This is a genomic window from Frankia sp. R43, from assembly GCF_001306465.1.
Classification (GTDB): domain Bacteria; phylum Actinomycetota; class Actinomycetes; order Frankiales; family Frankiaceae; genus Parafrankia; species Parafrankia irregularis.
The window spans coordinates 46,542-72,114 of the sequence record NZ_LFCW01000015.1 but is presented as its reverse complement, the minus strand read 5'-3'; the positions used below and the strand labels follow the sequence as shown (position 1 = coordinate 72,114).

General features: G+C 70.5%; 21 protein-coding genes. 12 read left to right on the top strand and 9 right to left on the bottom strand.

All coding sequences use genetic code 11. The annotated features are described in order from the left end of the window. Window positions 1-503: 503 nt before the first annotated feature. From ACG83_RS39715 to ACG83_RS39700, 4 genes are read left to right on the top strand one after another with little or no spacing between them, the layout of a single operon-like run. Window positions 504-1,082 carry an RNA polymerase sigma factor gene (locus tag ACG83_RS39715; RefSeq protein WP_054571406.1) on the top strand — a complete coding sequence of 193 codons (579 nt, stop codon included), beginning with the start codon at window positions 504-506 and terminating at the stop codon, window positions 1,080-1,082. Beyond that, the gene (locus tag ACG83_RS39710) at window positions 1,079-2,176 is read left to right on the top strand and encodes a CU044_5270 family protein (protein WP_235498486.1); all 1,098 of its coding nucleotides are present in this window, start codon (window positions 1,079-1,081) and stop codon (window positions 2,174-2,176) included. The genes ACG83_RS39715 and ACG83_RS39710 overlap by 4 nt, the downstream gene beginning before the upstream one ends. Next, window positions 2,173-2,838 carry a helix-turn-helix transcriptional regulator gene (locus ACG83_RS39705; RefSeq protein WP_235498485.1) on the top strand — a complete coding sequence of 222 codons (666 nt, stop codon included), beginning with the start codon at window positions 2,173-2,175 and terminating at the stop codon, window positions 2,836-2,838. The genes ACG83_RS39710 and ACG83_RS39705 overlap by 4 nt, the downstream gene beginning before the upstream one ends. Next, complete coding sequence (locus ACG83_RS39700; RefSeq protein WP_152991656.1) at window positions 2,835-3,464, top strand: nucleotidyl transferase AbiEii/AbiGii toxin family protein; 630 nt, start codon at window positions 2,835-2,837, stop codon at window positions 3,462-3,464. The genes ACG83_RS39705 and ACG83_RS39700 overlap by 4 nt, the downstream gene beginning before the upstream one ends. A gap of 71 nt (window positions 3,465-3,535) precedes the next feature. Here ACG83_RS39700 and ACG83_RS39695 read toward each other — a convergent pair whose 3' ends face one another. From ACG83_RS39695 to ACG83_RS39685, 3 genes are all read right to left on the bottom strand, one after another. Beyond that, window positions 3,536-5,191 carry a GMC oxidoreductase gene (locus ACG83_RS39695; protein WP_054571403.1) on the bottom strand — a complete coding sequence of 552 codons (1,656 nt, stop codon included), beginning with the start codon at window positions 5,189-5,191 and terminating at the stop codon, window positions 3,536-3,538. A gap of 124 nt (window positions 5,192-5,315) precedes the next feature. After that, the gene (locus tag ACG83_RS39690; protein WP_054571402.1) at window positions 5,316-6,740 is read right to left on the bottom strand and encodes a HAMP domain-containing sensor histidine kinase; all 1,425 of its coding nucleotides are present in this window, start codon (window positions 6,738-6,740) and stop codon (window positions 5,316-5,318) included. 6 nt (window positions 6,741-6,746) lie between these two features. Continuing rightward, window positions 6,747-7,430 carry a response regulator transcription factor gene (locus ACG83_RS39685; protein WP_054571401.1) on the bottom strand — a complete coding sequence of 228 codons (684 nt, stop codon included), beginning with the start codon at window positions 7,428-7,430 and terminating at the stop codon, window positions 6,747-6,749. A gap of 396 nt (window positions 7,431-7,826) precedes the next feature. Here ACG83_RS39685 and ACG83_RS39680 point away from each other — a divergent pair, with 396 nt between their 5' ends. The 3 genes from ACG83_RS39680 (at window position 7,827) to ACG83_RS39670 (ending at window position 10,735) form a co-directional block, all read left to right on the top strand. Beyond that, complete coding sequence (locus ACG83_RS39680; protein WP_054571400.1) at window positions 7,827-8,228, top strand: nuclear transport factor 2 family protein; 402 nt, start codon at window positions 7,827-7,829, stop codon at window positions 8,226-8,228. Window positions 8,229-8,420: 192 nt separating this feature from the next. Next, window positions 8,421-9,359, top strand: coding sequence for an MMPL family transporter (locus ACG83_RS39675; protein WP_054571399.1), 939 nt, complete (start codon window positions 8,421-8,423; stop codon window positions 9,357-9,359). Continuing rightward, window positions 9,356-10,735 (top strand): MMPL family transporter, encoded by a 1,380-nt coding sequence (locus tag ACG83_RS39670; RefSeq protein ID WP_054571398.1) that lies wholly within the window; start codon window positions 9,356-9,358, stop codon window positions 10,733-10,735. Before ACG83_RS39675 ends, ACG83_RS39670 begins: the two co-directional genes overlap by 4 nt. A gap of 121 nt (window positions 10,736-10,856) precedes the next feature. Here ACG83_RS39670 and ACG83_RS39665 read toward each other — a convergent pair whose 3' ends face one another. After that, window positions 10,857-11,624 carry an ABC transporter permease gene (locus tag ACG83_RS39665; RefSeq protein WP_054571397.1) on the bottom strand — a complete coding sequence of 256 codons (768 nt, stop codon included), beginning with the start codon at window positions 11,622-11,624 and terminating at the stop codon, window positions 10,857-10,859. 185 nt (window positions 11,625-11,809) lie between these two features. On the opposite strand from ACG83_RS39665, the gene ACG83_RS39660 reads away from it, so the two are divergent. Beyond that, complete coding sequence (locus ACG83_RS39660) at window positions 11,810-13,414, top strand: class I adenylate-forming enzyme family protein (protein WP_054571396.1); 1,605 nt, start codon at window positions 11,810-11,812, stop codon at window positions 13,412-13,414. A gap of 54 nt (window positions 13,415-13,468) precedes the next feature. Further along, window positions 13,469-13,876 carry a VOC family protein gene (locus ACG83_RS39655; protein ID WP_054571395.1) on the top strand — a complete coding sequence of 136 codons (408 nt, stop codon included), beginning with the start codon at window positions 13,469-13,471 and terminating at the stop codon, window positions 13,874-13,876. A 281-nt stretch (window positions 13,877-14,157) separates the two neighbouring features. On the opposite strand, the gene ACG83_RS39650 is transcribed toward ACG83_RS39655, so the two are convergent. Both ACG83_RS39650 and ACG83_RS39645 read right to left on the bottom strand, forming a co-directional pair. Beyond that, window positions 14,158-16,209, bottom strand: coding sequence for a serine/threonine protein kinase (locus tag ACG83_RS39650; RefSeq protein WP_054571394.1), 2,052 nt, complete (start codon window positions 16,207-16,209; stop codon window positions 14,158-14,160). 67 nt (window positions 16,210-16,276) lie between these two features. Then, window positions 16,277-17,839: an MFS transporter gene (locus ACG83_RS39645; protein ID WP_054571393.1), complete on the bottom strand. Its 1,563-nt coding sequence runs from the start codon at window positions 17,837-17,839 to the stop codon at window positions 16,277-16,279. A gap of 117 nt (window positions 17,840-17,956) precedes the next feature. Here ACG83_RS39645 and ACG83_RS39640 point away from each other — a divergent pair, with 117 nt between their 5' ends. Beyond that, window positions 17,957-18,850 carry a LysR family transcriptional regulator gene (locus tag ACG83_RS39640; protein ID WP_054571392.1) on the top strand — a complete coding sequence of 298 codons (894 nt, stop codon included), beginning with the start codon at window positions 17,957-17,959 and terminating at the stop codon, window positions 18,848-18,850. 145 nt (window positions 18,851-18,995) lie between these two features. Here ACG83_RS39640 and ACG83_RS39635 read toward each other — a convergent pair whose 3' ends face one another. Then, complete coding sequence (locus tag ACG83_RS39635; RefSeq protein WP_054571391.1) at window positions 18,996-20,255, bottom strand: hypothetical protein; 1,260 nt, start codon at window positions 20,253-20,255, stop codon at window positions 18,996-18,998. Window positions 20,256-20,266: 11 nt separating this feature from the next. Next, window positions 20,267-21,778 carry an alkaline phosphatase gene (locus tag ACG83_RS39630; protein WP_054571390.1) on the bottom strand — a complete coding sequence of 504 codons (1,512 nt, stop codon included), beginning with the start codon at window positions 21,776-21,778 and terminating at the stop codon, window positions 20,267-20,269. 406 nt (window positions 21,779-22,184) lie between these two features. Here ACG83_RS39630 and ACG83_RS39625 point away from each other — a divergent pair, with 406 nt between their 5' ends. After that, window positions 22,185-23,699 carry a hypothetical protein gene (locus ACG83_RS39625; RefSeq protein ID WP_235498484.1) on the top strand — a complete coding sequence of 505 codons (1,515 nt, stop codon included), beginning with the start codon at window positions 22,185-22,187 and terminating at the stop codon, window positions 23,697-23,699. On the opposite strand, the gene ACG83_RS39620 is transcribed toward ACG83_RS39625, so the two are convergent. Further along, window positions 23,623-24,216: a TetR/AcrR family transcriptional regulator gene (locus ACG83_RS39620; RefSeq protein ID WP_054571456.1), complete on the bottom strand. Its 594-nt coding sequence runs from the start codon at window positions 24,214-24,216 to the stop codon at window positions 23,623-23,625. The two genes, ACG83_RS39625 and ACG83_RS39620, sit on opposite strands and share 77 nt — an antisense overlap. 384 nt (window positions 24,217-24,600) lie before the next feature. On the opposite strand from ACG83_RS39620, the gene ACG83_RS39615 reads away from it, so the two are divergent. Beyond that, window positions 24,601-25,422 (top strand): helix-turn-helix transcriptional regulator, encoded by an 822-nt coding sequence (locus tag ACG83_RS39615; RefSeq protein WP_054571388.1) that lies wholly within the window; start codon window positions 24,601-24,603, stop codon window positions 25,420-25,422. The last annotated feature ends 151 nt before the right edge of the window (window positions 25,423-25,573 follow it).

Genomic DNA, 25,573 nt, shown 5'->3' with positions numbered 1-25,573 from the left:
GAACCCACACCGCGTTGCGGCGGTCCGGCGGCGATATTAGCGATGTGACCGTCGATCTTCGAGATAGCCGGATCGCCGATGTGTGTCGGCTCTACGGCGGCGGTTCAACGTGAACCCCATCGCGGCCAGAACCTCCGCCGTGCGCTCAGCCATCACCGGCCGCGCCGCCCCGTCGAACACGACCCCACAGGCCATCCGTGGATGCGTCCGCCAACCCAGCGCCACCCCTGGAAGCGCACCGGTACGGGTCGGAGTCAGCACCACCCCGCCGGACGGGTCATCGCTGTGCGGGCGGCCTTTGTGGCCCCTCGGTGGGGGAAACCGTTCCTGCCTCATGCCAGCTGAGGGGGGAGTCCTTCGTCGTCGCGGCGGTGATTGCGTCGGTGGGCGCCGTCCGGGGTCCCGGATGTCCCGACGACATCTCGGTGGGATGGACGGTGGATGTAACCGGGTGGGGGGTGCTGGACATGAAGGGGATGACGCCTCGAGGAAGGACTGTCCCTGTGCCTGCCAGTCTGGCCGTGCCCTCGTTCGAGGCGCTGTTCCGGGAGCACTGCGGGGCGGTCCTGCGGTTCGCGCAGCGACGCCTTGAAAGTGACGAGGCCGCCTGGGACGTCGTGTCGGAGACCTTCCTCGCGGCTTGGCGGCATTGGCAGCGACGCCCCGCCGCCTCGGACGAGATCCGGGCGTGGCTGTACGGAATCGCCGGCAATGTCGTGCGTAACCAGCGCCGCGCGGGGATCCGGCGGCTGCGGCTCGAAGTCCGGATGGTCGGGTTCGGGCTGGCCACCGACCCGACCGCCCTGACCGGTGAGGACATCGCCGACGAGGCGGTACGCAGAGACGTGGCCTGGCAGGCGTTGGAGCGGCTTTCTCCGGAGGACCGGGAGATCCTGCAGCTCGCTGGCTGGGAGGGGCTGGATCTTCACGGCCTGTCGGTTGCTCTGGCGGTTTCCGCCGCCACGGCGAAGGTGCGTCTGCACCGTGCCCGGCGCCGTCTCGAGGCGGCCCTGGCAGAAGCTGCCTCGACGCCGACCGTCACCGAAGCCCCAGCTTCGATGACTCTTAAGGAAGGGTCATGATGTCCGACCGCGATGATCGTGGCGACATCGACGATCTCGTCGTTGTGCGTGCACTCCTGAGCGCCTCCAACCCGGTGGCGGATGACCCCCTCAGTGCCGTCGAGGAGCGGCGAGGGGAGGATCTGCTGGCCCTTCTGCTCGCCGATTCGTCCGCCCGGTCCCACCGGCCTGGGCGCAGACGTGGTCGAGCCGTGGTCCGGGGCCGCCGGGGCGTCCTGACGGCGGCGGCCGCGGTCCTGGTGCTCGCGAGCGCGCTCCTGGGGCTCACGGTCGTACGGACACATGACCAGGCCACGGCCATGCCCCTGCTGCCGGAACCTCTCCTCACCGTCACCGCGGGTGATCACGACAGTGCGGTGGCAGCGCTGTCGGAGGCGGCCCGCCGGCAGCGGGAGAGCGCGCAGGCCGGGAGTGGTCCCGTCCTGTATGTCCGCACCCAGAGCTACGGGCTCGACGTTGCCGTCGGCGGCCACAAGTCGACGACCACCGCTCGTACGACAATCACGGACCTGTGGCGTGGCAGCGACGGGGCGGTGCACAGCGACCGATACATCCAGCAGGTCGACCGCGCCGGCGCGGACATCGGCGGGCCGACACCCGACTACGACGACCAGTTCGAGGGCAGGTCCGACAGTCCACCGGTGCCCCCCGAGTACGATCCGGCCCTGACCCCCACCGACCCCGCGCAGATCCTGGCGAGGCTGAAGGCCTATGCCCTGGCGCAGGGTTACCCCGTCGACCACTGGGTCGCGGTTGAGGTCCTGAGGTTCCTGCGTACTGGCCTGACAAGCCCGGCACAGAACGCCGCGCTCTACGAGGTCCTCGCGCAGATCCCCACCGTCTTCGACCTCGGGCCGACCCGTGACCACGCCGGCCGGCCCGGCCATGCGGTGGGCCTCGTGGTCTCCGACAAGTCCAGCCTCAGTCTCGGCATCGAGTATGTGATCTTCTCCGACACCGGTGCGCCCCTGACCATCGAACTGGTCGGCACGCCACCGCCCCCCGGCCTGCACCTTCCCGATGTCCCGACCATCATGGACTACACCGAGATCATCACGACCCGGCGCGTTCCCACCGTCGGCGCCACCACGTGACGTCCGTTGACGCGCAGCGGCTGACGGCGATGACAGCCCGGAGGGCAGCGAAAGCAGAACCGATCGCGGCACGCGCCGGCTGGGCCGGCGAACGGATCGAAGGGCGAGTAGCGTATCTCATCGGATACGTTTGTCGTCGTGGCGGAGGGGGAGTGGTGGATTCGCTGGCAGGCCGGCTGATCGAATCGGCGCGGCTGGAGGCGGGCTTGTCCGGGGCCGAGCTGGCGCGGCGGGCGCGCACGTCGCGGCCGACGTTGGCGGCCTATGAGCACGGGGTGAAGTCGCCGACGTTGGAGACCGCGACGCGTCTGCTGGCGGCGGCCGGCTTCCGGCTCGACGCGGTGCCGGTGCCCTCGTTCGAGGTCGTGGTGGACAGCCGAGGACGACCGTTCACCGTGCCGGATCGGCTGCCTCGGCTTCCGATCCGGCAGGCCTTGGCGCGAGTACGTTTGCCCGTCCATCTGAACTGGTCCGACCCTGATCGGACCTACGACCTTACGGACCGCCGGCAGCGCCACCGCTTGTACGAGATTGTCCTGCGCGAGGGGACGGCGGAGGACATCCTCACTTACATCGACGGGGCACTGCTCGTCGACGCCTGGCCGGAGCTTGTCCTTCCCGTCCAGATCCGGCGCGCCTGGGAACGGACCGCTTTCGGATGATCACATCGTTGCAGCGGGCAGTTGCGCGGATCTTCTTCGGGCTGCCCGAAAGCGCGGGCTTCGCGGTCGCGGGTGGCGCCGCGCTCATCGCACGTGATCTGGTCGACCGCGAGACCCGCGACGTCGATCTGTTCACCGCTCTCCCGCCCACGGCATCGATCCCCGACACGGCAGTGGCGTTCGAACGCGCGGCGGCTTCGCAGGGCTGGGCCATCCGGCGGGTCATGCTCACGGGGAGCTTCGCCAGACCTGTCGTCGAGGCAGGCGATGAGGCATTGATCGTGGATCTCGGCGTCGACAGCCCGCCGGACGAACCACCCACCCTCACCGAACTCGGCCCGACACTCAGCGCCCATGACCTGGCCGCCCGCAAGACCCTCGCCCTGTTCGGCCGAGCCGAGGCACGCGATTTCACCGACGTGCACGACCTGGCGAACGTCTTCACCAAGGATGAACTCGTCCACCTCGCCCAGACCCAGGACGACGGCTTCGACCTGCAGGTGTTCGCCGACATGATCGGAACCATCGGCCGGTTCACCGACGACGACCTGGGACTGCCTCAGCCGGCTGCCGACCGGCTGCGCCACTTTTTCCACACCTGGCGTCAGGAAATCACTGGCGGATGAGCGACGACCGGCCGCGCTCGTGGGCGTGGTCGAGCTGAAATCCGGATGGGGAGCGGCCGCCGGTCGCGGCGCTAGAAAACTTGTCCGACGTCCTGGCGGATGATCGTGGCCATGCTGTGTTCGGCCAGGGCGGCGATGGTCATGGACGGGTTGCAGGCACCGGTGGAGCCGGGGATCCGTGCGCCGTCGAGTACGTAGAGGCCGCGGTGGGCGAGCATTCGGCCGTACTGGTCGACTGCGGCGCCCATGGGAACTCCGCCCAGCGGGTGCCAGGTCGACGGTGCGGCCTGGTCGGTGTCGATCACTGTTCCGCCGCCCGCTGCGGCCAGCCGCTGCATGCGTTCGCCGATCAGCTTCTGCAGGTCGGCCTCGGCGGATGCCGGCCAGGTGAGTGCGGCGTCGTCCTTGTCTGGATCGTAGGTCCAGGTGCCGGCCGCCTGGACGATCCCGAATCCGACGACGGTCATCATCTTGACCCCGGGGATCTGCATGGGCGACCCGGCGTGGATGAAGGTGAACGGGATGGGGCTGAGCGGGTCGCGGCCCCCCACGCAGGCCGGGCCGCCCTGCTGGGTTCCGATGTCGCCGTTCATCCCGGTCCAGGCGTAGATGCGGTCGCCGTTGTTGCCCCACTGGGTACCGATGGAGTCCGGCAGGTCCGGCACGAGGTTCTTGGCCCGCGCCCTGACCAGGAGCCGTGTCGTGCCGGCGGAGCCGGCGTTGAGGAACACCGCGTCCGCGACGATCCTTTTCCGTTCCTGGACTGTGCCGTCGGTGGCGATCCGGTCTATGGCCAGTACCCAGCGCTTCTTCCGGTCGAGTGAGATGTCGCGGACGACGTGCAGCGGCTCCACCCGCACCCGGCCGGTCTTCTCCGCGGCGGCCAGGTAGGTGGCGTCGATGGAGTGCTTGCCGCCGTTGTTGACACCGAATGCGAGGTCACTGGTGGTGTAGGTGGGCTGGTACTCGCCCGTGAGCTCACCCCGGACGAAATTCCAGTCGACGGGCAGGGGAACCCGGAACGGCTGTAGGCCGGCGTCCGGCGCGGTTTTCAGGAACAGTCGGGACGAGCGGTAGGGGTCGGTATTCAGGATGTCGTCGGGGATTGTGGAGATGCCCAGCATCCTGGCAACGGTCGGGTAGGCCCACTGGTTCAGCTCGTCGTAGAGGCCGGCTGCCGTCGGCATGGACGCGGCGAAGTTCTCCCTGGTCGGCTGCAACGTCATGCCGTGGTAGGCCAGGGAGCCGCCGCCGACCCCGGCCCCGCAGTTGATGTCCATACCGTCACCCACGACGGTCTCGATGACTCCGGTGAACGGCTTCCAGGTCCTGTCGACACCTCGGAGCATGCTGTGGTCGGTCAGCCAGGAGGATCGGTTGTCGACGGTGGCGAAACGGCTGAAGGTCGTCGAATTGGGCCCGCTCGGCCACCGGATGCCGCGTTCCAGGACCAGCGTCGGGACGCCGGCCTCGGCCAGCCGCAGTGCTGTCACACCCCCGCCGAAGCCACTGCCGACGACGACAGCCCGCTCCCGCACCTCGGTCCCGCCGGCGCCGGCGCCGCCGGAGCTCTGCGAATGTGTGTCGTCGGAGCACGCGGTCAGCCCGCCGGCCGCGGCCGCGCCGAAGGCGGCCGTCCCGAAAGCCGCTCCGAGTATTTTCCGGCGGGTGAGACCCGCTGTTGTCTTCCGGCTCAGGGGAGACCTGCTGGAAGCTTGGTCGGACATTCTGACTCCGGTTGTGTCCCGCCGGACGCCTTTCTGCCCGTCGCTCTCGTGGGCACAGGGAGGAATCCGGTTCAGCTGGCGAGTGCCGGTATGTTCCCGTGCCAGGCTTGCCCTTACTTGAGGGCTAGATGCGGGTCTGCTGGAGATCTTCGGCTATGGGCAGTTCGATGCGGACGGTGGTTCCGTGCTCCGGTGAGGTGTCGAAGGCGAGCTTGCCGTCGTGGGCGGCGACGATCGCCGCCACGATCGGCAGGCCGAGTCCCGAGCCGGGCCGGGAGCGGCTCGCGTCGGCCCGCCAGAACCGGTCGAACGCCCGCTCGGCATCCCGCGGGCTCATCCCCGGCCCGGTGTCGCTCACCTGGAGAACCGCCGTGCCGCCGGCTTCGCCTGCCCGCACCGACACCGACACCGAGGCAGTGGGCGGGGTGTGCACAAGCGCGTTCTCCAGCAGGTTGGTGAGCACCTGCCGCAGCGCCACCTCGTCCCCCGGCACGCCGACCGGGTCGCACACGTGGCATCGCAGCCTGCGGGACGGATACCGCTCCGACACCTCGCGTTCGGTGTTGCGGACCATCGTGGCGAGGTCGACCTGCCCGTGCTGCCCGGCTGCGTTCTCGTCCAGCCGCGCGAGGAGCATCAGGTCCTCCACGAGGTCCGCCATCCGGCGGCCCTCCCGCCCGATCCGGCGCATCGTCTCGTCAAGATCTTCGCGTTCACGCAGGTGCCCCTGCCCCCACAGTTCGACGAGCCCTCGGACCACCGAGACGGGCGTGCGTAGTTCGTGTGAGGCGTCGGCGGCGAAGCGCTGGAGGCGATCCCGGCTCTCCTGCTGTTCGTCCAACATGACGTTGAAGGCGCGAGCCAGGTGACCGGCCTCCGACCGGCGTGATCCCATTGTGTCCACCCGCCGCGAACGATCACCGGTGGAGATCGCGTCGGAGACCTGCGTCACGCGGGCGATGGGACGCAGGCCCAGCCGTTCCACCCAGTAGCCGGCGGCAGTCAGCACGGTCAGTACGAACGCGCTGACGGCGAACATCGCTGACCGGATCCGTCCGGTCGCGGCCTCCACTCCCGCCAGCGACTGGGCCAGCAGCACATCCCGGTCACCGGTGCCGGCGACGAAGACCACTCGCCACCGTTGCGGTCCGGACGACGAGCTCACGGTCACCGCGTGCAGCGAGGTCAGCGGCCGTGCTCCCCCCGCCGGCACCTGGGGTGCCTGCCCCGCAGCGACCGCCGGCTCGAGTATCACCGTGCGCCGGTCGCCCGAGAGCACCGCCACGTAGAAGTAGTTCAGACCGTTCTGCACGCTCCGGATGGCCGAGACCGCGTCGGGAAGCGCCTCGGCCGGCCCGGCAGGTGCCGGCAGGTCGGGCAACGGCCCCGCCTCGCCCAGGGACACTGCTGCGGCCGCGCCGGTGGTGAGCTGCTGGTCGATCTGGGCGACCTGGGCCGTCCACACCGACTGGATCATGAGAAAGCCGGCGATCGCGAGAACCCCGAGCACCACCCCGCCGGCGACTGCCAACCGTAGCCTGAGCGTCATTCCATGTCATTCATCGCTGAGCCGGTAGCCCACGCCGCGCACGGTGTGAATAAGGCGCGGAGAAAAGGCTTCGACCTTCTTCCGCAGTGACGAGACGAAGGTCTCGACGACCGTGGACTCACCGTCGAAGCCGAAGTCCCAGACGTGGTCAAGAATCTGTCCCCTGGTCATCACCCGCCCCGCGTTCCGTAGCAGGAAATGCAGCAGCTTGTACTCGGTCGGCGACAACACGACAGGCCGGCCCCCGACGGTGACCCGGTGGGCGTCCTCGTCGAGGCTCAGCTCGCCGCAGGTCAGGACGGATGCCTTCGTGACCGCGCCGTGGCGGCGCAGGATCGCCCGGCCTCTGGCGACGAGTTCCTCGACGCTGAACGGCTTGGGCAGGTAGTCGTCGCCCCCGAGAGTGAGCCCCCGCACCCGGTCATCGAGGTCACCACGAGCCGACAGGAAGATGATGGGCACGTCCATCCCGGCGGCACGCATCCGCCGGCAGACCTCGAAACCGTCGAGGTCGGGCAACATCACATCCATGATGACGAGTGCGATCGGGGTGTCGCCGCCGGCAACGCGTAGCGCCTCGCGCCCGGTGGAGACCTCGATCACCTCGAAGTCCGCCAGCCGCAGCGCCATGGCGACAACGTAGGAGACGTTCTCCTCGTCTTCGACCACCATCACGGGAACGGGCACCATTCGCCCATCATGACGACGGGCTCGCCGGGCGGCGTAGGTCGGCCCGCTCGTTGTGACCTGGCGTGATAGGCCGCTACGGCGCAGTGGCTGATCGCTGGCCGTGCCTGTGCCCCCGCGAGTGCCGATCTTCCGGCCAGGATGGGCGCGGCGGTCGCCCCCACGGTCTCGTCCGAGCTGGTTCCGCGACGATCCGCCGGAGCCGCCCACCGCAACGGCATCGCCAGCAAACCCGCAACCAACGTTCAGGTACCGGCAAGCCTGGCGCGCGAACATGCTGATCGTGTGGAACATCCCGATCACCGCACCCGCGAGCGTCGCGAGCGCCACGAGCAGCCCGCAACCCGGTGAGCGGTACGGGAGCGGATTTCCCGAGACGGAAGGTGGCGGACGACCGGAATGAGTGCTGATTTCGAGACCCGTATCAGGGGGCGGTTCCAGGAGGGTTTCGACCAGTGGAACCACGGCTATGAGGCGTGGCTGAAATGGTGCGACACACTGTACGAGCCGGATGCCCACTACAACGTATACAGCGAGCGACTGACCCTGCAGGAATACAAGGACATGATGGGGCAGCTGTTCGCGGTGTACGACATCGAGCTGGGACAGCTGGACAACGTCCTGATCGAGGGTGAATGGGGCGCAATTCGGTACTCGGTCTACATTCTTGACAAGACGACCGGTGCGCGGTCGGAGCTGAAGACCATGGAGTTCGTGCAGTTCAAGGACAACCCGGAGCCGATGGGCGCGCGAGTGGTCGAGGGCTGGGCCCTGTCGGACAATCCGCTCTCCGCGGGGTGACCGCGAAGACCAGCTGTCAGCTGCTCGCCGGCCGACCTGCGTGTCACGACGTACCGCGGTCGACGAGATGATGTCTGAAAGACGTCCACGGAGGTTCCTGTAGACGTTTTCCCTCAGACCTTTGGCCGTCGGAACCCTCGTATGTATGACGGGTACGACGAAGGATTCGGCTCTGCGCGGCCCCGTTTCCGCGTGCGCGTTCTCGTGCGCTGCCGCTGGCTGGTTCTGCTGGGCTGGACAGCTGTCGTCCTGGCGTCGGCCCTTTTCCTCCGCGACTCCGATACTCGGTACACCCAGGAGGTGGCTCCGGCTGACTCGGATTCCGCGCAGGCGATGGACCGGGTCGCGGCCGCCACCGGGGGCAAACTCCCGGACACCGAGACGCTGGTGCTCAGGGCGCGGCGCGGGACCCTCGACGAACCTCCGGTGCGGGACCGGATGGCCGTGATCGTTGCCGAGCTGGCCAGGCTGCCTGGTGTGGCTCTGGTCGGCGACCCCGCGGGGCCGCTGGGGCGGGCGATGCTGGGCCTCGATCCCGTCTCCGCCGACCGGCGAACCGCTCTGATCGCGGTGATGATGAAAGCGGACGCGCTCGCGCCCGATCTCGACGCGGTACATCGTCTGCTCGAGGTGGCCCGCGCCTACGATGATCCGCAACTGCAGATCGAGATGTCGGGACCGGGCGTCACGATGCTCGAGTCGGCGGACGTCTCGCCGGTGCCCCTGGCCCTCGCCGTGCTCGCCTCGATCCTCCTGGTAGGCGTGACGTTGCGGTCCCGGGTGGGAGTCCTGGTCTGCCTGGTGCCGGCGGCGACGTCGGCCGTGCTGGCGGTCGCCGTCGTGTCCTGGCTGGCCCGCTCGGCGGCGCTGACGTCCTTCGCGCCTGTCATCGCCGCGGTGCTCGCCTTCGGCACCTGCCTGGGCGGCGCGGTCGTCATCGTCTACCGGACGCAGTCCGAGCTGCTGCGCGGCGAGGACCGCGTCGAGGCGGTCCTGATCGTCATGGCCACGTCGGGTGGGGCCGTGATCGTCGGAGGCCTTGGGCTGAGTATCGCCATGCTCGTCGTCGGCGGCCTCAGGCTGGCGGTTTCGAGCAGGTCGCGTCTGCCGCAGCGGCCGCGGCCTTGGTGACCGTCCTGGTGATCGTGACGATGCTGCCGGCGCTGCTCGTGGTCGGCGGCCTGAGGCTGCTGGGCTGGGCCGAGCGTCATCATCTCGCGACCGTCGGGACCGGGCTCGGGCGTCGCCCAGGGCTACGGTCGTGGTGGGCTGCCCAGGCCGGACGGCATCCCGCCGTCATCACCGCCGCGGCCGGCGTTCTCCTGGTGGGGCTGGCCGCCCAGAGCATGGGGCTTCGTGTCGGTGGCGGTGACGCCGGCAGCGAGACGACCTCGCTGACGTCACGACGCGCCTATGACCTGATCAGCCAGAACTTCGGCGCGGGGGCGAACGGACCGGTCCTGGTGGCCGTCGATGGGGTCCGTGCCGCAGCCCCGGGCGTCGGGGACGCCGTCACACCTTCGAGGATCGCTGCCGTCATCGCAGGCGTACCCGGAGTGAGGAGCGCCGAAGTATCGCTGGCTGACGACAGCCGGGGGACCGCGATCATCCGGGTGCTGCCGACGACCGGCCCTCGTACCTCCCAGGCCAGCGAACTCGTCAGCAGGCTGCGCGACGACACCCTCCCTCCACTGCTGGGCGGAACGGCGGCAACCGCCCACATCGGTGGCCCCACCGCCCTGTTCGACGACGGCGCCGCCACCTTCCGTGCCAGCCTTCCGACATTTCTGGCGATCGTGCTGGCCACCAGTGCCCTGGCGACGTTTCTGCTGGCACGTTCGATCGTGCTGGCCGTGGTTCTCGGCGCCTCCAGCACGCTGTCGGTCCTGGCCGCCGCGGGCATGCTGCGGGTTCTCTTCCAGGATCAGCGGTTCGCCGACATGCTCGGGGTCACCACCAGCCCGGTCGAGCCCTTCGTGCTCGTGCCGGTCATGGTCTCGGTCTTCGGGCTGTCCCTCGGAATGAACCTCGCCCTGCTCGGCCGACTTCGCGAGGCCGGTCAAGCCGATCCCGGCAGTCTCCGCGGAAGCCGTGACCTCTCGCGACGCCGCGGTGCGCTACGCGACCTGTCCGGAATCGACCGTGACCACGGCAGTGACCACATCCGACGTGGGCACGCAGCCCTCGGCCACGTCATCCTCACCATGAACACGATCATGATATTCACGTTCGCCGCTATCGCCGCCCAACCACCTCGGACCCTCAAGATGATCGGGTTCGGGATGGCCGCCGGCCTGGCCGTCGACGCGCTTGTGCTCCGCACGGCGGTGCTGCCGGCGGCCACACACCTCGTTCACCGCCGTCAGAAGGATCATCCGATGCGGCCCAGGCCGGTCGTGACCGAGGAGATCCTGGACCCCGAAACCACCGTGCCCCTGTTCACCGGCCACACATCAGGGCGACACCGCAACCGAACGCGGTGTGGTCATGGACGCGATGGGCGCTGACCGGGTCGGTGCGGCGCCTGGCGGTGGTGTGGTGGATCAATGATCCGAACAGACCTCGCTGCGGATGCTGTGGGGGACCGCGGCGGAGGTGGGCCATTGGCACCTCGCCGGTCCGCGAGTGTTACGGATCACTGTGGTGGCCGGGCCGCTTGTCGCCGGTGGAGGGAAGTACCCGGGGCGCTCCGAGCAGGTGGGCGAGGGTCACGGCGGCGACCGTCTCAGCGGTGAGCAGGCCGGTCAGGATGACGATCTGGAAGCGGGCCGCGTCGGCCGGGCTCGCGCCGCCCAGCAGTGCTCCGACGAACGCGCCGGGCAGGGTCACCAGTCCGGTGGTGCGGGTCTGGTCCAGAGCGGGCACCAGCGCCTCGCCGACGGCCTGCCGGGCGATCTGCGCGCAGGCCTGCCGCGGGGTGGCGCCGAGGGCGAGCCATCCTTCGACCTCGTCGCGGCGGCGGACGAGCCCGTCGGCCAGTCGGCGGCCGACCAGGGTGCAGGCCGTCATGGTGCCGCCGAAGACGCTGCCGGACAGGGCGATCAGGTGCCGGGTCGACGGGTCGAGAACCGGCACGGCGAACACGATGCCCAGGGTCACCGCGGCGCCGGCCACGCACGAGCCGGCCACGGCCGGCAGCGGACGGTGGAAGGCCGTCAGCCTGCGCGCGGCGGTGATCACGGCGGCGGTCAGCATCACGGCCAGCGCCGCCACGGCGGCCGGTGGGGCCGCGAACACGCCACGTAGCGCGAGGCTGACCAGAGTGAGCTGGATGACGGCCCGCACCACCGCGGTCGCCACCGCCGGAGCCCGGTCGACCCGGGCCCACAGCAGGCACCCGGCTGCCACCGCGACCAGGCAGCCGAGCCCGATGACCAGATGCGCGTCCATCGGCATCGACCGGGCCTCCTCGCTCGCCGGATGGCTGGACGACCGGGCGACCTGGCGATCTCGTAGACCGGACGACGAACCAGCATGACCGACGTCGCGCCGGCCGGGATGTCATAGGTCACCGGCGGGCGCTTTCAGCGGGTCACCGCGGTTGATGGCGTCGGCGACACCTGTGAGGAGACGATTCACCCGTGGACGGACATCCCGCGTCACCCGTGAACGGTCCCCCCACTCCGGCCGCGGCGAACAGCCCGGTGCCGTCCGGGCAAGCCGTTCCGGCCGGTCCGGCTGCGGCTGCGGTGCCCGTGCTGCCCGCGCCGTCGTCATCACCGGTGCGGCTGCCCGACACCGTCCGGGAGGCCGGCCGGAGGTTCGGCGCGGCCACCGCCCTCGTCGAGCCGGACGGAGCCCGGCTCAGCTTCGCCGACCTCGACCAGCGCTCCGACAGCGTCGCCGCCGGCCTCGCTGCCCGCGGGCTCGGCCCCGGTGACCGGATCGTGCTCCGGCTGCCGTCACGCGGCCAGTACGTGCTCGCCTACCTGGCCGCGGCGAAGCTGGGCGCCGTCACCGCCGGGGTCAACCCGGCCCTCGCACCGCCCGAGCAGGAGCGGCTGACCGAGTCCGTCGATCCGAAGCTCGTGCTGAGCGAGTCCGGTGAGGTGGACGAACTGCTGCGCTGGGCGCGCGGGAGCGGCGCGCGTACGCCGGTTCCGGCCACGCCGCCGGCTGACCCGGCCCGCCCGGTCGCGATCGTGTTCACGTCCGGCACCACCGGAACGCCCAAGGCCGCGGTGTTCACCGAAGCCCAGCTGGACGCGGTGGCCCTGATCGACACGGGCCGGGAGTGGGCGGGGACGCCCGGCGAGCCGATGCTCAGCTCCACGCAGTTCGCCCACGTCGGCTTCATGACGAAGCTGCCCTGGTATCTGCGCCGGGGCCTGCGCATCCATCTCCAGGACCGCTGGGATGCTGGGCGGACCCTGGCCCTGCTGGCGGCGCAGCGGGTGCCGGTGGTCAACGCCGTCGCGCCGCAGCTGGCGCTCATGCTGCGCCATCCGGACTTCGACGGTTTCGACCTGTCGGCGGTCCAGATGCTGGTCGCGGGGGCCGCTGCCTCGCCGCCGGCGCTCGTCGCCGAGGCCCGGCGCCGGTTCGGGGCGCCCTACTGCGTGCGGTACTCGTCCACCGAGACCGGTGGCTGCGGCCTGGGCACCGCCCCGGACGCCGACGACGACGAGGCGATGCACTCGGTCGGCCGCCCACGACCGGGGATCAGGGCCGAGATCCGGGACGACGACGGCCGGCCGCTGCCGACGGGTGAGGTCGGTGAGCTCTGGCTGCGCACCCCGAGCGCGATGGCCGGCTATTGGCGTAACCCGCAGGCCACCGCCGAGGCGCTGGTCGACGGCTGGGTCTGCAGCGGGGATCTGGCCCTCGTCGACGGGCGGGGCCTGGTCCGGTTGCGTGGCCGGAAGAAGGAGATGTACATCCGCGGCGGCTACAACGTGATCCCGGCTGAGGTGGAGGCGCTGCTGAGCACCCATCCACTGGTCGCCGAGTGCGCGGTGCAGCCGCGGGCCGACGAGATCCTCGGTGAGCGTGGGGTGGCGGTGGTCGTGGCGCGCGACCCGGACCGGCCGCCGACGCTCGCCGATCTCACCGCCCACCTGCGTGGCCAGCTGGCCACCTACAAGCTGCCCGAGGATCTGGTCCTGGTCGACGCGCTGCCCCTCACCCCGCTTCACAAGATCGACCGGTCTGCGCTGGCCGGTCTGGTGGCCCGCACCAACACCTGACGGGTCGATGTCAGACTGTGGTGAAGCCGGTGTTCCGAGTGAATCGAGGACGCAGTGCCAACCACCGCGGGATTCAACCACGTCGCCACGCTTACAGCCGATCTTGACAATATTGTGAAGTTCTATTCCGACGCGTTCGAAGCCGTGGTGACCTTCGAGATGGCGGCGCGAGAAGGCCACCCTCGGATGGCGATTCTCGACCTCGGCGGGGGTGCCGCGCTCAACGTCTTCGAGGTGCCGGCCGAGGAGATCATCGGAGAGCGGCGCCGCATCGGCGGGCGGGGGCCCATCGACCATTTCGGCCTGGCGGTGGACTCCCTGGCCACCCTGGAGGCGACCCGTGACCGGCTGCGCGAGCTGGGCGCCGACATCGGGGAGATCCAGCGCCTCGGCGCCGAGTGGTCACTGTTCTTCCGCGACCCGGACGGCATGGAGCTCGAGGTCTGCTGCCACGCCGGCTGACGGCTCGACTGGCTCGCCAACGCCGGCCCGGTCGGCTGGATCGACCGGCCCCGATTGGAATCCTGCGCCGGAAAGCGCCAGCAATTCCCGTCAATAGCGACAAATGGGACGCGCGGGTCGCTTTACGATCCGCAAGAAGTGAGGATTTCGGTTGCTGTGGCAGCCAGAATCCTCACTTCTTTCTCGGAAGCGGCAACGGCGGCGCAGCCGTTGCGGTCACTCAGCTGCCAGGCGGACTGACGGGTCGGCGACGACCGGCTCGGTCAGGCAAAGGGCCGGGATCAGCAGTTGTTGGCCTGCAGGTGGAGCTCGACGGGCTGGGAGATGACCAGGTCGGTCCCGGGGGCCGGGGACTGGGTGATGACCGTCAGCAGGGCTGTCGAGCCGAGGCATTCGTATATGTAAGGGATGTTGTTGAAGCCTCGTTGCTTGATCGCGGCGGCGGCCGCGCTGAGGGACAGCCCTCGGACGTCGGGCACCTTCGCGCAGTTGTTCGCCTCGACCTGCAGGCGCACCGGCGCGGAGCGGTCCAGGCGCGTGCCGCCGGACGGATTCTGGCTCACCACCCGCCCGGCGGAGCCTCCGTAGCAGTTGTACAGGTATGGAAGGTTGTTGAAGCCGGCCTGTTTCAGGGTGGCCGCGGCGCCGTCGAGCGTCTGGCCGACCACCCCCGGGACGGTGCCGCGCCCGTCGTCGGTGGGCTGGGCCGGCGGCTGCGCGGTGGGCTGGTTGGCCTGGTTCGGCTGGGTCTGGTGAGCAGGCTGGGGGACCGCTTCCCTGGTCGGACCCGGACCGGCGGTCGCGACGTCCGTCGTCGCGGACGGAGACGGCGCCCCGGATGGCGAGGCGGTCCCCGAACCGTTCGCTGCCGCCGACGTGGCTGTCGTCGTCGCCGCTGTACCGGTCGCTGTCGCTGGCTTGCCGGGCCCTGCCGACGCCAGGGGGTTCACCACGGCGGCGGTGCTGCTGCCCTGGTCGCCGCCCCCGCCACCGGCCGCGGCCAGGGCCCATGACCCGGCCGAAATGAGCACCGCCGCCGCGGCGGCGACCCCGACCCATACCGGCCATCCGGGACGGGTACGGCCCGAGGTTGCGACTGGAACCGGGGCGGGGGAGGCGTCCTTCGACTCCGCGTCCGCGCCGATCGGGGCCGCGCCGCCGTCCGCCGGCCTGTCGGTCGGCGCCGGGGAGCCGCTGCCGATCACTGGGGAGAGAAGAGTGTTGAGCGTGGGATCGGCGGTGGCGGGCAGGGCCGTGGCGGGCTGGGCGGTGGTGGGTGGGGACGTGGCGGGCAGGGGGGTGGTCAGCCGCGGCGAGATGATCGTTTCGTCCGAGATGGGCGGCTCGGTTGCCCCGGCTGCTTCGGTTGCCCTGCCTGCGTCGGTTGCCCTGGCTGCGTCGGCTGCCGTCTTCCCGGCTGGGCCCGATCCGCCAGTGGAGATCATCGTCGCGTCCGGATCGTTCAGGCTGTCTGGTCTGACCGGTTCATCCGAACTGTTCGGATCAGTGGTGGTGGTCGGTGCCCCCGGCAGCGCGGTCGTGAGTTCCAGCCGGGCCTGGCCGGCGGTGCCCGGCCGGTCGGCCGGCGTCTTGGCGAGCAGGCGGGCGAGGGTGGGCCAGAGCGTGCCCGGCAGCTCGTCGAGGGGCGCGGGCGTCTGCTCCAGGTGCGCGCGCAGCATCGCGATCGGGTGTTCCGCGTCGAACGGGGGCCGGCCGCTGAGCAGCTCGTACAGGACGACCCCGAGGCTGTAGAGATCCGCTGAGGGGGTGGCGCGGGTGCCGTCCGAGAGCTCCGGTGCCATGTAACGGGGGGTGCCGATCAGCCCGGTGAGCCGGGTCATCGCCGGCCCGTGGGCGAGCCGGGCGATCCCGAAGTCGGTCAGCATGGCCCGCGGGCGGCCCGGGTCGGTGGTGTCGACCAGGATGTTCTCCGGTTTGACGTCGCGGTGCACCACCCCCTGGCGGTGCACGGCGCCCAGCGCGTCGAGCACCTCGGCGGTCAGCCGCACCGCTTCTGCCGGCTCCAGCGGACCGTGGCGGCGAAGGTGCCCACGCAGGTCGACCCCGTCGACCAGGTCCATGACGATCGCCAGCGTCCCGCCCTCGGCGACGAGATCGCGGACCTTGACCAGATGCGGATGGTCGAAGGCGAGCAGGACCCTGCGTTCCCGCAGGAACCGGTCGACGACCTCGTCGTCGTCCGCCAGCTCGGCGCGCAGGATCTTGACGGCGACCGGCGTGCCGTCCGCCTCCCGCTCGCCGCGCCAGACCTCACCCGTAGCGCCGCGGCCGAGCCGCTCGCTCAGAACGTAATGCGAACCGAGCCGGCGCATGGCCGACACCCCCCGCCGTCTACCCCCATTGGCGAGACAAGAGTGTAAGCGCAGCTAACGGGGCAAGTCAGGACGTGGCCGGCGTCGCCGCGGGCCCGATCGCGGCTGCGTGGTCCTGAGCCGGGACGGACCCCGCGCCGCCACCGCCGCCACCGCCGCCGTGCGGACGCATCAGGTAGGCGACGGCGAGGCTGGCGACGACGCCGACGGTGCCCGCGACGACGAAGGTCATCTGGAGCGCGCCGACGGAGGCCGCGTGCAGGGCCCCGTCCAGCGCCTGCCGCGCGGTGGGCTCGCTCGCGCCCAGAAGCTGGCGGCTTCCCCCACCGGCGACGGTGTGCGCGACCTGCGCCGCGGCCGGGACGTCCCGCTCGGCCAGGATGGCGTGGGCGCGTGCGGCGAAGACGTTGCCGAGCACCGCGATCCCGATGGCGTACCCGAGCTGGCGGGCGGTGTTGACCGCGCCGGCGGCCATGCCGCCACGCTGCGGCGGAACGAAGGACATCGACACCGAGCCGAGAATCGGGATGACCAGGCCGACGCCGAGGCCGATGACGGCGAAGCCGGGCAGCAGCGCCGGCCAACGTGCCGATCCGTGGACGAGCGCGGCGACGAGCAGCGCGCCGAGGCCGATGAGCAGCAGACCCAGGGAGATCACCCGGTCGGGTCGCCGTTCGTGCAGGATGCGGCCGAGGCCGGCGGACACGGCGAACGCGGCGACCGAGAGCGGAATCCCGGTGAGCCCGGCGCCGAGCGGGCCCATGCCCAGCACGGACTGCAGCCAGATGGAGGAGTAGGTGAAGGCCGCGAAGGCGGCGAAGGTCAGCAGCAGGCCGGTGAGCAGTACCGCGACGAACCGCCGGTCGCGCAGCAGCGCCAGGTCGAAGAGCGGCTCGCGTACCCGGGCCTCGACGGCGACGAATCCGGCGAGCAGCACGGCGGATGCGGCGAGCAGTGACCAGACCACGGCGTCGGACCAGCCGTCCTCGTTCGCCCGGATGAGCGCGTAGGTCAGGGCACCGGCCGCGCCGGTGAACGTCGCGATGCCACCGAGATCGACGCGGACCCGCCGCGGCGGGTGGGTGTCACTCAGCGCCGTCAGACAGAGGCCGATCGCGATCACGCTGACCGGCAGGTTCACGAAGAAGATCCAGCGCCAGGAGACGCCCTCGGTGAGCAGCCCGCCGAGGATCGGCCCGACCGCGCTGGACGCGCCGGACACCGCCCCCCAGACCCCGTAGGCGGTGCCGCGGTCACGCCCGGTGTAGGAGCTGTTCAGCAGGGCGAAGGTCGTGGCGAACATCGCCGCCGCACCGACACCCTGGACCGCGCGCGCGGCGACCAGGGTGCCGGGCCCGGGCGCGAGGCCACAGAGCAGGGAGGAGACGGCGAACAGCCCCAGCCCCGCGATGTACATCCGGCGATGCCCGACGATGTCGGCGATCGAGCCGACCCCGAGCAGCAGCGCCGCCAGGGACAGCGCGTAGGCGTCGATGACCCACTGCAGCGCGCTGAGCGAGGCACCGAGGTCGGTCACGAGGTCGGGCAGGGCGACGTTCACGATCGTGACGTCGATCAGCAGCATGAACGTTCCGAGACAGACTGTCAGCAGCGGCAACCACTTGCGCATGGCGGTACCTGCGTTCCTCGTCGGCGAGTCGGGGATCGGAGCCCCTGGCCGTAACGTTCTCGTGCTGGGAATCAGAAGTCCAACGGATGATTCTTCTAGGATCTAGAATCCTTGGTTATGGAGTTGCGGCAGCTGGAGTACTTCGTCGCGGTCGCCGAGGAACGGAGCTTCACCCGCGCGGCCGAGCGGGTGCGGATCAGCCAGTCGGGGGTGAGTGCGCAGATCCGGCAGCTCGAGCGGGAGCTCGGCGCTGACCTCTTCGACCGGTCAGGGCGGGTGACCGCTCTCACCGCGGCCGGCCGGGCCGCGCTGGAGCATGCTCGCGCCACCCTGGCCGCGGCCAGCGCGGTGGGCCACACGGTCGGTGAGGTGACCGGCCTGGTCCGCGGCCGGCTGGCCCTCGGCATGATCTCCGGCTGCACCCTGGAGCCGCTCTTCGACGCGCTGGCCGCCTTCCATCAGGCGCGTCCGGGGATCGAGCTGACCGTGCGGGAGGACCGTTCCGACCATCTGATCGAGCAGACGCGCGCCGGGGCGCTGGACGCGGCGCTGGTGGGCCTGGCCGGCGCCGCGCCGGCGCCGGACGGGCTCGACGCCTGCGTGGTCGTGCGGGACCGTCTCGTCGCGGCGGTCCCCGCCGGGCACCCGCTGGCCCTCCGGGGCGGCGGTGTCCTGCTGCGCGAGGTGTGCGAACACCCGCTGGTGTGCCTGCCCGCCGGTACCGGCCTGCGAACGATGATCGACCAGCACTGTGCGGCCCAGGAGATCCGGCCGACGATCGCCCTGGAGGCCAGCGCGCCGGACGCACTGGCCGCGCTGGCCATCCGGGGTCTCGCGGTGGCGGTCATGGCCGAATCGATGATCGCGGGGCACCGCGCCCGGCTCACCGCCGTGACGATCACGGATATGACGGTCCCGGCGGTGCTCGCGCTGGTCTGGCGTGCGGAGCGAAATCCCGCGGCCGGCGAGTTGATCGGCTACTGCCGGCGGGCCTTCGCCACCGTGCGGTGATGCGGGTCGTGCGGTGATGCGGGTCGAGCGGTGACGCGGGTCGAGCGGCGGTGCGCCGAGCGGCGGTGCGGGCTCCGGTGGGCCGTACGCGACGACCCACCGGAGCCGAACCGTGCCTGGCTGAGCTGATCGCCCCGGCCAGCCGCTACCAGGTGCTGTTGACCAGCCCGGTGCCCAGGTACACCTGGTCGAAGGTGTTGCCGTCGTGGTCGTCGGTGTAGGCGATCACGATCTGGCCCCACGCGTTGACGCCCAGCGCCGGCTCGTCCTGCTTGCCGGCGATGGTGGTGTGCACCCGCAGCTGCGGGAGCCGGCCGGTGCTGGTGCCGTCCACGTTGAGGCCCTGGGCGTAGACGTCGGCGCCCTGGGCCCAGGCGACCACGGCGCGCCGCTGGTCGTCGATGCCGGCCTGCGGGTCCGCGCCGGGCAGGATGACCTCCGGGCCCGCCACGTTCGCCGCGCTGAACGACCGGGCACCGACCTGCGCGGTGCCGTTCTGCGTGGTCTCCCAGGCGACGACGTAGTCACCGTTGAAGTTCGCCGCCACCGACGGGCGGTCCTGGTCCCCGGCGGTCGCCACGTTGGCGATGGTCTGGGCGACCTTCACCCCGCCCGACGGCGTGTACACCTTGCGCCCGACGTTGTACGAGCCGTTGCCGTCGCCGTCCTCGTCCCAGACCACGATCGCGTTGCCGACGGCGTCCTGGGCGACGTCCGGCCGGTGGTGGGTGCCGCCGGCCGTGTTCACCTGGACCTCGTAGGTCTTGGACGAGATCGACGCGTACCCGGACAGGCGCACCGTCGGTTCCGTGCCGGTCTGGACGTCCTCGAAGGCGACCGCGAAGCCGGCGGTGTCCGGGTCCGCGGCGACGTGCGCGTTGAGCTGCTGCCCGGTGGAGTCGGCGTTCGCCTGCGCGGATCCGGTCACCGTGCCGGCGGTGTTCACCGCGCGGACCGTGATGTTGTAGTAGCCGTTGCCGTCCGGGTCCTCCGCCCAGATGACCACCGCGGTGCCGTCGTCGTGCAGGGCGACGTCGGGCTGGACGTGCCGCCAGTTCCCGCTGCCACCCGTCGACAGCTGCTTCTCGTACAGGGACGTCCCGTCCTTGTAAAGACGGAGGTAGACCTCGGTGTGCAGGGTGTCCTCGGGGGCGGTCGTGTCGCGGTCGTCCTCCCAGACGACGGCCGTGTAGCCGTTGCGGGTCGCGGACACCTCCGAGGTGTCCTGGTCGCCGGTGGCGTCGGTGTTGGCGACCGTCCAGGTGACGTCGGCCGTCGTGGTCCCGTCCGCGAGCGCGGTGCCGGTGAGCGGGCCGGCGAGCATGCCGGCGAGGGCGGCCGTCGCCGCGGTGCCGATGACCGCGACCCGGGTGATGCGCCTGTTGCGCGTGTTGCGCCTGTGCATCGCTGCCCCCTTCAGACCGTCTGGAGGCCGGGGTTCCCGGCCTGGATCACGTAGCTCTGCGCCGTGCTGACCGCCAGGCCGCGCACGGTGACCTGGTTGAGCACGCGGAAGTCCACCGTCATCTGGGCGGGGGTGGTGACGGTGCGTACGTAGCCGCGGCGGTTCCAGTTGAACTTCACGTGCGGGTTCAGGGTGGACAGGCCGGTGCCGGCGCCGGTGCCGTCACCGCCGGAGGTGATCGAGGTGGTCACCAGCTCGGTGCCGATCACCTGGTTCTGCGTCGTGTAGTTGTCCATGATGTTCGCGGCCCAGTGCTGGTGGACGTCCCCGGTGAGCACGACGACGCTGTCGTTGCCGGTGGCCTGCCAGCCGGCCTGGATGCGGCCGCGGTTGGCGGTGTAGCCGTCCCAGGCGTCCATGCTCTTCGCGCCGGCGGCGGAGCTCAGCCGCTGCGCGAAGAAGACCTGCTGGCCGATGATGTCCCAGGTGCCTAGGTGCTGGCCGAGGCCGTTGAGCAGCCACGTCTCCTGCGTGGCCCCGGTCAGCGTGCGGCTCGCGAGATCGGCGTCCGCGCAGACCTGCGTGCCGTCGCCGCAGGCCTGGTCGTCGCGGTACTGCCGGGTGTCGAGCATGTGGAAGGTGGCCAGGCTGCCCCAGCGCAGCCGCCGGTAGAGCTGCATGTTCTGGCTGACGGGGATCTGCGCCGAGCGCAGCGGCATGTGCTCGTAGTACGCCTTGTACGCGGCGGCCCGCCGGGCCGTGAAGTCCCCGGCGGGGGTGGAGTTCTCCCGGACGAGGTTCGCGTAGTTGTTCTCGACCTCATGGTCGTCCCACACCGGGATCCAGGGTGCGACGGCGTGCGCGGCCTGCAGGTCGACGTCGGTCTTGTAGAGGGCGTGCCGCACCCGGTAGTTCGCCAGCGAGGTGATCTCCGCGCTCGGCTGGTGCGTGCGCACGCCGGAGCTGCCGGCGCCACCCTCGTAGATGTAGTCGCCGAGGTGCAGGATCAGGTCCGGGGTCTCCTCGGCCATCCGGCGGTAGGCGGTGAAGTAGCCGGCCTCGTAGTGCGAGCAGGAGGCGAACAGCATCTTCAGCGTGGGGCTGGTGCCGACGGCCGGCGCGGTGCGGGCGCGGCCCACCGGGGAGATCTGGCCCGACGCGCGGAACCGGTACCAGTACTCGCTGTTCGGCTGCAGACCGCTGACCTCGACGTGGACGCTGTGCGCCCAGGCCTGGACGGCGGTCGTCGATCCGCTGGCGGCGAGCGTGGTGAAGTACTGGTCGGTCGCCACCTGCCACTCCACGGTGACATTGGCGCTCGACATTCCGCCGAGTCCGTCCGCGTTGAGAGGACTGGGCGCGAGACGGGTCCACAGAACGAATCCGTCCGCGGTGGGCTCGCCGGAGGCGACACCGAGAGTGAAGGGGTAGGACGCGGCCCGGGCGATCGAGACACCCGCCAGCGCAGTTCCCACTCCCGCCATCCCGCCGAGGATGACGGTGCGTCGGTTGAGTTGGGTCATGGGAGGGTTTTTATTGGCCGCCCGGGAAAGGGGTGGCGCGGTCCGAAAATGTTCACGCGCCGTTGGTTCGCCCGATCCGGGGCCCAATCCTCGCCAGCTGATCCGTCATCTGTCCGATGCCTGGCGTGGTCTGGTCGCGCACCACGATTCATGCCTGGGGGGCGGTCGTCGGGTGTCCGGCGCGCCCGCTCCGGGCCGGTGCCTCGGTGCGGAGCCGATACCTCGGGTGCGCAACGGTGCACAACGGTGTGGAATGGTGCAAAACGGAGCGTGCTGGGCCGGGTAGCTGACGGTAGTCGGTGTCGGTTGGTGGCAGTCTCGCCCGGATTTGCTGTCTTTGGCCGGGAACGCTACGCTCCGGACCGTGCCCGGGCACGCCTCCACCCATCGTCCAAAGCACCGCGCGGTGCGCCGCGGGGGCGCGTCAAAGGGTGTCTGGGGCCGCACCGGCGGCTGGTGGCACTGCCTGTTTGCAGCGCTCTTTCTCGGTGCTCTCGCCGTGCGGTTGGCCGCGGTTTTCGGATATCGACCGGCGCTTTGGTTCAACGACAGCTACGACTATGTCGGCGTGGCCCTGCGCCCCGAGCCCTATGTCGTCCGGCCAGCCGGTTACAGCATGTTCCTGCGGGCTTTCCTCCCGTTTCACAGCTTTGAGCTGGTGGTGCTGGCGCAGCATCTGATCGGGCTTGCCGTCGGGGTCGGAATCTACCTGCTGCTGCTGCGGCTGCGCAGCCCGGCCTGGCTCGCCGCGGGCGGTGCCGTGCCGCAGCTGTTCGATGCCTACCAGATCGCGCTGGAACACATGGTGCTGTCCGAGACGCTTTTCACCGCGCTGTTGTTCGGCGCTGTCATGTGCCTGCTCTGGAACCGCCGGGTGGGTGTGCTGGGAGCGCTCGGCGCCGGCCTCGCGCTGAGCGCCGCCTCGGTGACCAGGTCCGTCGGCCTGCCCCTGGCGCTGGTCGCGGCGCTGTGGCTGGTGGCCAGATGGCCCGGCTGGCGGTCCGTCGGCGTCTTCGCGGTGGCCCTGACACTGCCGCTGGCCGCCTACAGCGGCTGGTACAAGGCCGAGCACGGAACATTCGCGATCTCGGGCAGCACCGGGATCTTCCTCTACTCCCGGACGGCGACGTTCGCCGACTGCGCCGTGATCGACCCGCCGCAGAAGCTACGGGTTCTCTGCCCGGCCGAGCCGGTGGGCGAGCGGCAGCAGCCGTCGAACTACATCTGGCACGGCGACACACCGCTGTTCGACGTCCCCGGCGAGACCTTCAGCCCGGAGAAGGAGGAACTGGCGCGCCAGTTCGCCACCGCGGCGATCACCCGGCAGCCGTTGGACTACCTTCGCACCGTCGCCCACGACTTCAGGCGCACCTTCGAATCACGTCTGGCGGACTATCCGAGCCGGATGGTGGCCCAGCGGTACCTCTTCGCCTCCGCGACGATTCCCCTGCAGGGCAAGGACCGGGAGGCAGTCGACATGCGCGCCTACGAGCGCGGCGAATTCGCCACCACGGTGCATTCCCCGGCCGCCCGCTGGCTGGTCTCGTATCAGCGTGACGTCCGGGTGCCCGCGCCGGCGATCGGCATCGCGCTGCTGGCCGCGTTCGCCGGCCTGGTCCTGTCGGTCCGCGATCGGACCAGGCGCGCACCACTGCTGCTGCTGGCCGGGGTCGCGCTGCTCGCGCTGCTGCTGCCGCCGGCCACCGCGGGCTTCGACTACCGCTACGTCCCGCCGTCCTTCCCGTTCCTCGGCGCAGCCGTGGCACTGGCCCTGACCACCGTGCTCCGCTTCCGTCAGGAGCGCCGGGACCGTCAGGAGCGCCGGGACGGCGGGAACGGCCCGGTCAGTGCTCCTCGGCCGGATCCAGCGCCTCCAGCCACAGGTTCACCAGTTCCAGGGTCTCCTGGTGGCCCATGGTGATTCCCAGTGCACGTTCCATGACCAGGATGCGCGATATGCCGGTCATGAAGAGGGTCGCCACCAGCGGGTCGATCTCGGCCGGAGCACCGCCCCGCGCCTCGAGGGCCGCTGCCAGCGCGGCGCGTTCCGTCTCGCGGAACCGCTCCGCGTAGGCCGCGATCTCCGCGCGGATGGCCTTGCGATGGTTGGCGAGTGCCATGAACTCGGTGAGCAGCGCGGTCCCACGCGGATCGATGTCGATCTCCCACAGGGCCCACAGGTGGCGCGGCTCGCGCAGGGCCGCCTGCTGCCGAGCCAGGTTCGCCTCCGCACCGCGCCGGAACACGGCCAGAAAGAGATCGTCCATCGACCGGAAGTAGTAATGCACGAGGGCGGGCTTGATCCCGGCCTGGGCCGCGACCCGCCGGGAGCTGACGGCGGCGTACCCCTCATCCAGCATGATCTGGGCAGTCGCGTCGAGCAGGGCTGTACGGGTCCCGGACTCCTCGCTCCCCTGGCGGCGTTGTCCTGAACTCATGCCGGCGATCCGCACGCGTCCGCCGATGGTGCCGGGCGCGCTCCGATCCGCCGGACGCATCGAACGCGATGCCTGATCGCTTGATTTCTGGATGCTGGCAGGCCAGGCATCCGCCCAGCATAGTGAGCCTCTTCCGGCTCTCGCTACATGATCAGGGATGCCGCCGGCCCGAGTCGACGACGGAAAGGCCGGTGTTGATCGGTGCCGTGGGTGGCCGACGGACTTCGGCCGGCCCGGGGCGCCGGCCCGGCGGGCCCGGCAGACCCGCGTGGCCGGGAATTCGGCCTTCACCACCGGCCCGGGTCGCCTATTCTTACCCGGGTGGCCGCTACCGTCTATTCGGCTGACAGAGCTGCTGAACCGGCCAGGATCGGCGTCATCGACATGCGCCGAGGGGGCCACGCGCTGGCCGGCAGCTACCTGCACGACGGCACCGCCCTGGTAACCGGCTGGCATTCGCACAGCCTGCACCAGATCGAGTACGCCGTCGCCGGCGTCGTCGAGGTGGAGACGGAGAGCGCACACTATCTGCTCCCGCCGCAGCAGGCCGCCTGGATTCCCGCGGGCCTGGAACATCAGGCGACGCTCAACCCGACCGCCCGGACGATCTCCGTCCTGTTCGATCCCGGGCTGGTTCCGCGGCCGGGTGACCGTGCGCGCATCATCGCCGTGCCGACCCTCATCCGCGAGATGATGATCTATGCGTTGCGCTGGCCGATCGCCCGTGCCGGCGACGACCCGGTGGCACAGGGTTTCTTCCGGACCCTCGGTCATCTCGTCGCGGAGGCGCTGGACCATGAGGCTCCGCTGAGCCTGCCCACGACGTCCGACCCCGTCGTCGCGGCGGCGATCGCCTACACCCAGACGCATCTCGACTCCGCCTCCGTCGGCGCGGTCAGCCGTGCGGTCGGCGTGTCGGAGCGGACGTTGCGCCGGCAGTTCCAGGCCACGCTCGGCATGTCGTGGCGGCACTACGTCCTGCAGGCGAGGCTGTTGCGTTCGATGGCGCTGCTGGCGAACCCGGACCTGTCGGTGCTCGAGGTGTCCACGGCTGTGGGCTTCGAGAACCCGAGCGCGTTCGCGCGGGCCTTCGCCCAGCACTGTGGGGAGAAGCCGTCGTCCTACCGCCGGCGGGCCGGCGCTCTCCCCGCGGACGGGCCGGTCGCGGGCCTGGGCGCGGCGCCGCTGGCACCGGCGCGGGGCTGACCGCACACCCCGGAGATTTGCCCATATCTACACCGAACTTGTTGACAATATGAGGTCGGTGGCCTAGCTTCTCCTCTCATGGGTGAGCACTCGCATCTCGTCTGTCGTGCTCATATCGATCTCCGGCGCGTCGCCAGCGCGCTCTGTCAGA

Coding starts and splice junctions, on each gene's coding strand:
- ACG83_RS39710 (WP_235498486.1), top strand. CDS start 1,079: ATGATGTCCGACCGCGATGATCGTGGCGACATCGACGATCTCGTCGTT.
- ACG83_RS39700 (WP_152991656.1), top strand. CDS start 2,835: ATGATCACATCGTTGCAGCGGGCAGTTGCGCGGATCTTCTTCGGGCTG.
- ACG83_RS39695 (WP_054571403.1), bottom strand. CDS start 5,191: ATGTCCGACCAAGCTTCCAGCAGGTCTCCCCTGAGCCGGAAGACAACA.
- ACG83_RS39690 (WP_054571402.1), bottom strand. CDS start 6,740: ATGACGCTCAGGCTACGGTTGGCAGTCGCCGGCGGGGTGGTGCTCGGG.
- ACG83_RS39685 (WP_054571401.1), bottom strand. CDS start 7,430: ATGGTGCCCGTTCCCGTGATGGTGGTCGAAGACGAGGAGAACGTCTCC.
- ACG83_RS39680 (WP_054571400.1), top strand. CDS start 7,827: ATGAGTGCTGATTTCGAGACCCGTATCAGGGGGCGGTTCCAGGAGGGT.
- ACG83_RS39665 (WP_054571397.1), bottom strand. CDS start 11,624: ATGCCGATGGACGCGCATCTGGTCATCGGGCTCGGCTGCCTGGTCGCG.
- ACG83_RS39650 (WP_054571394.1), bottom strand. CDS start 16,209: ATGCGCCGGCTCGGTTCGCATTACGTTCTGAGCGAGCGGCTCGGCCGC.
- ACG83_RS39645 (WP_054571393.1), bottom strand. CDS start 17,839: ATGCGCAAGTGGTTGCCGCTGCTGACAGTCTGTCTCGGAACGTTCATG.
- ACG83_RS39640 (WP_054571392.1), top strand. CDS start 17,957: ATGGAGTTGCGGCAGCTGGAGTACTTCGTCGCGGTCGCCGAGGAACGG.
- ACG83_RS39635 (WP_054571391.1), bottom strand. CDS start 20,255: ATGCACAGGCGCAACACGCGCAACAGGCGCATCACCCGGGTCGCGGTC.
- ACG83_RS39630 (WP_054571390.1), bottom strand. CDS start 21,778: ATGACCCAACTCAACCGACGCACCGTCATCCTCGGCGGGATGGCGGGA.
- ACG83_RS39620 (WP_054571456.1), bottom strand. CDS start 24,216: ATGAGTTCAGGACAACGCCGCCAGGGGAGCGAGGAGTCCGGGACCCGT.
- ACG83_RS39615 (WP_054571388.1), top strand. CDS start 24,601: ATGCGCCGAGGGGGCCACGCGCTGGCCGGCAGCTACCTGCACGACGGC.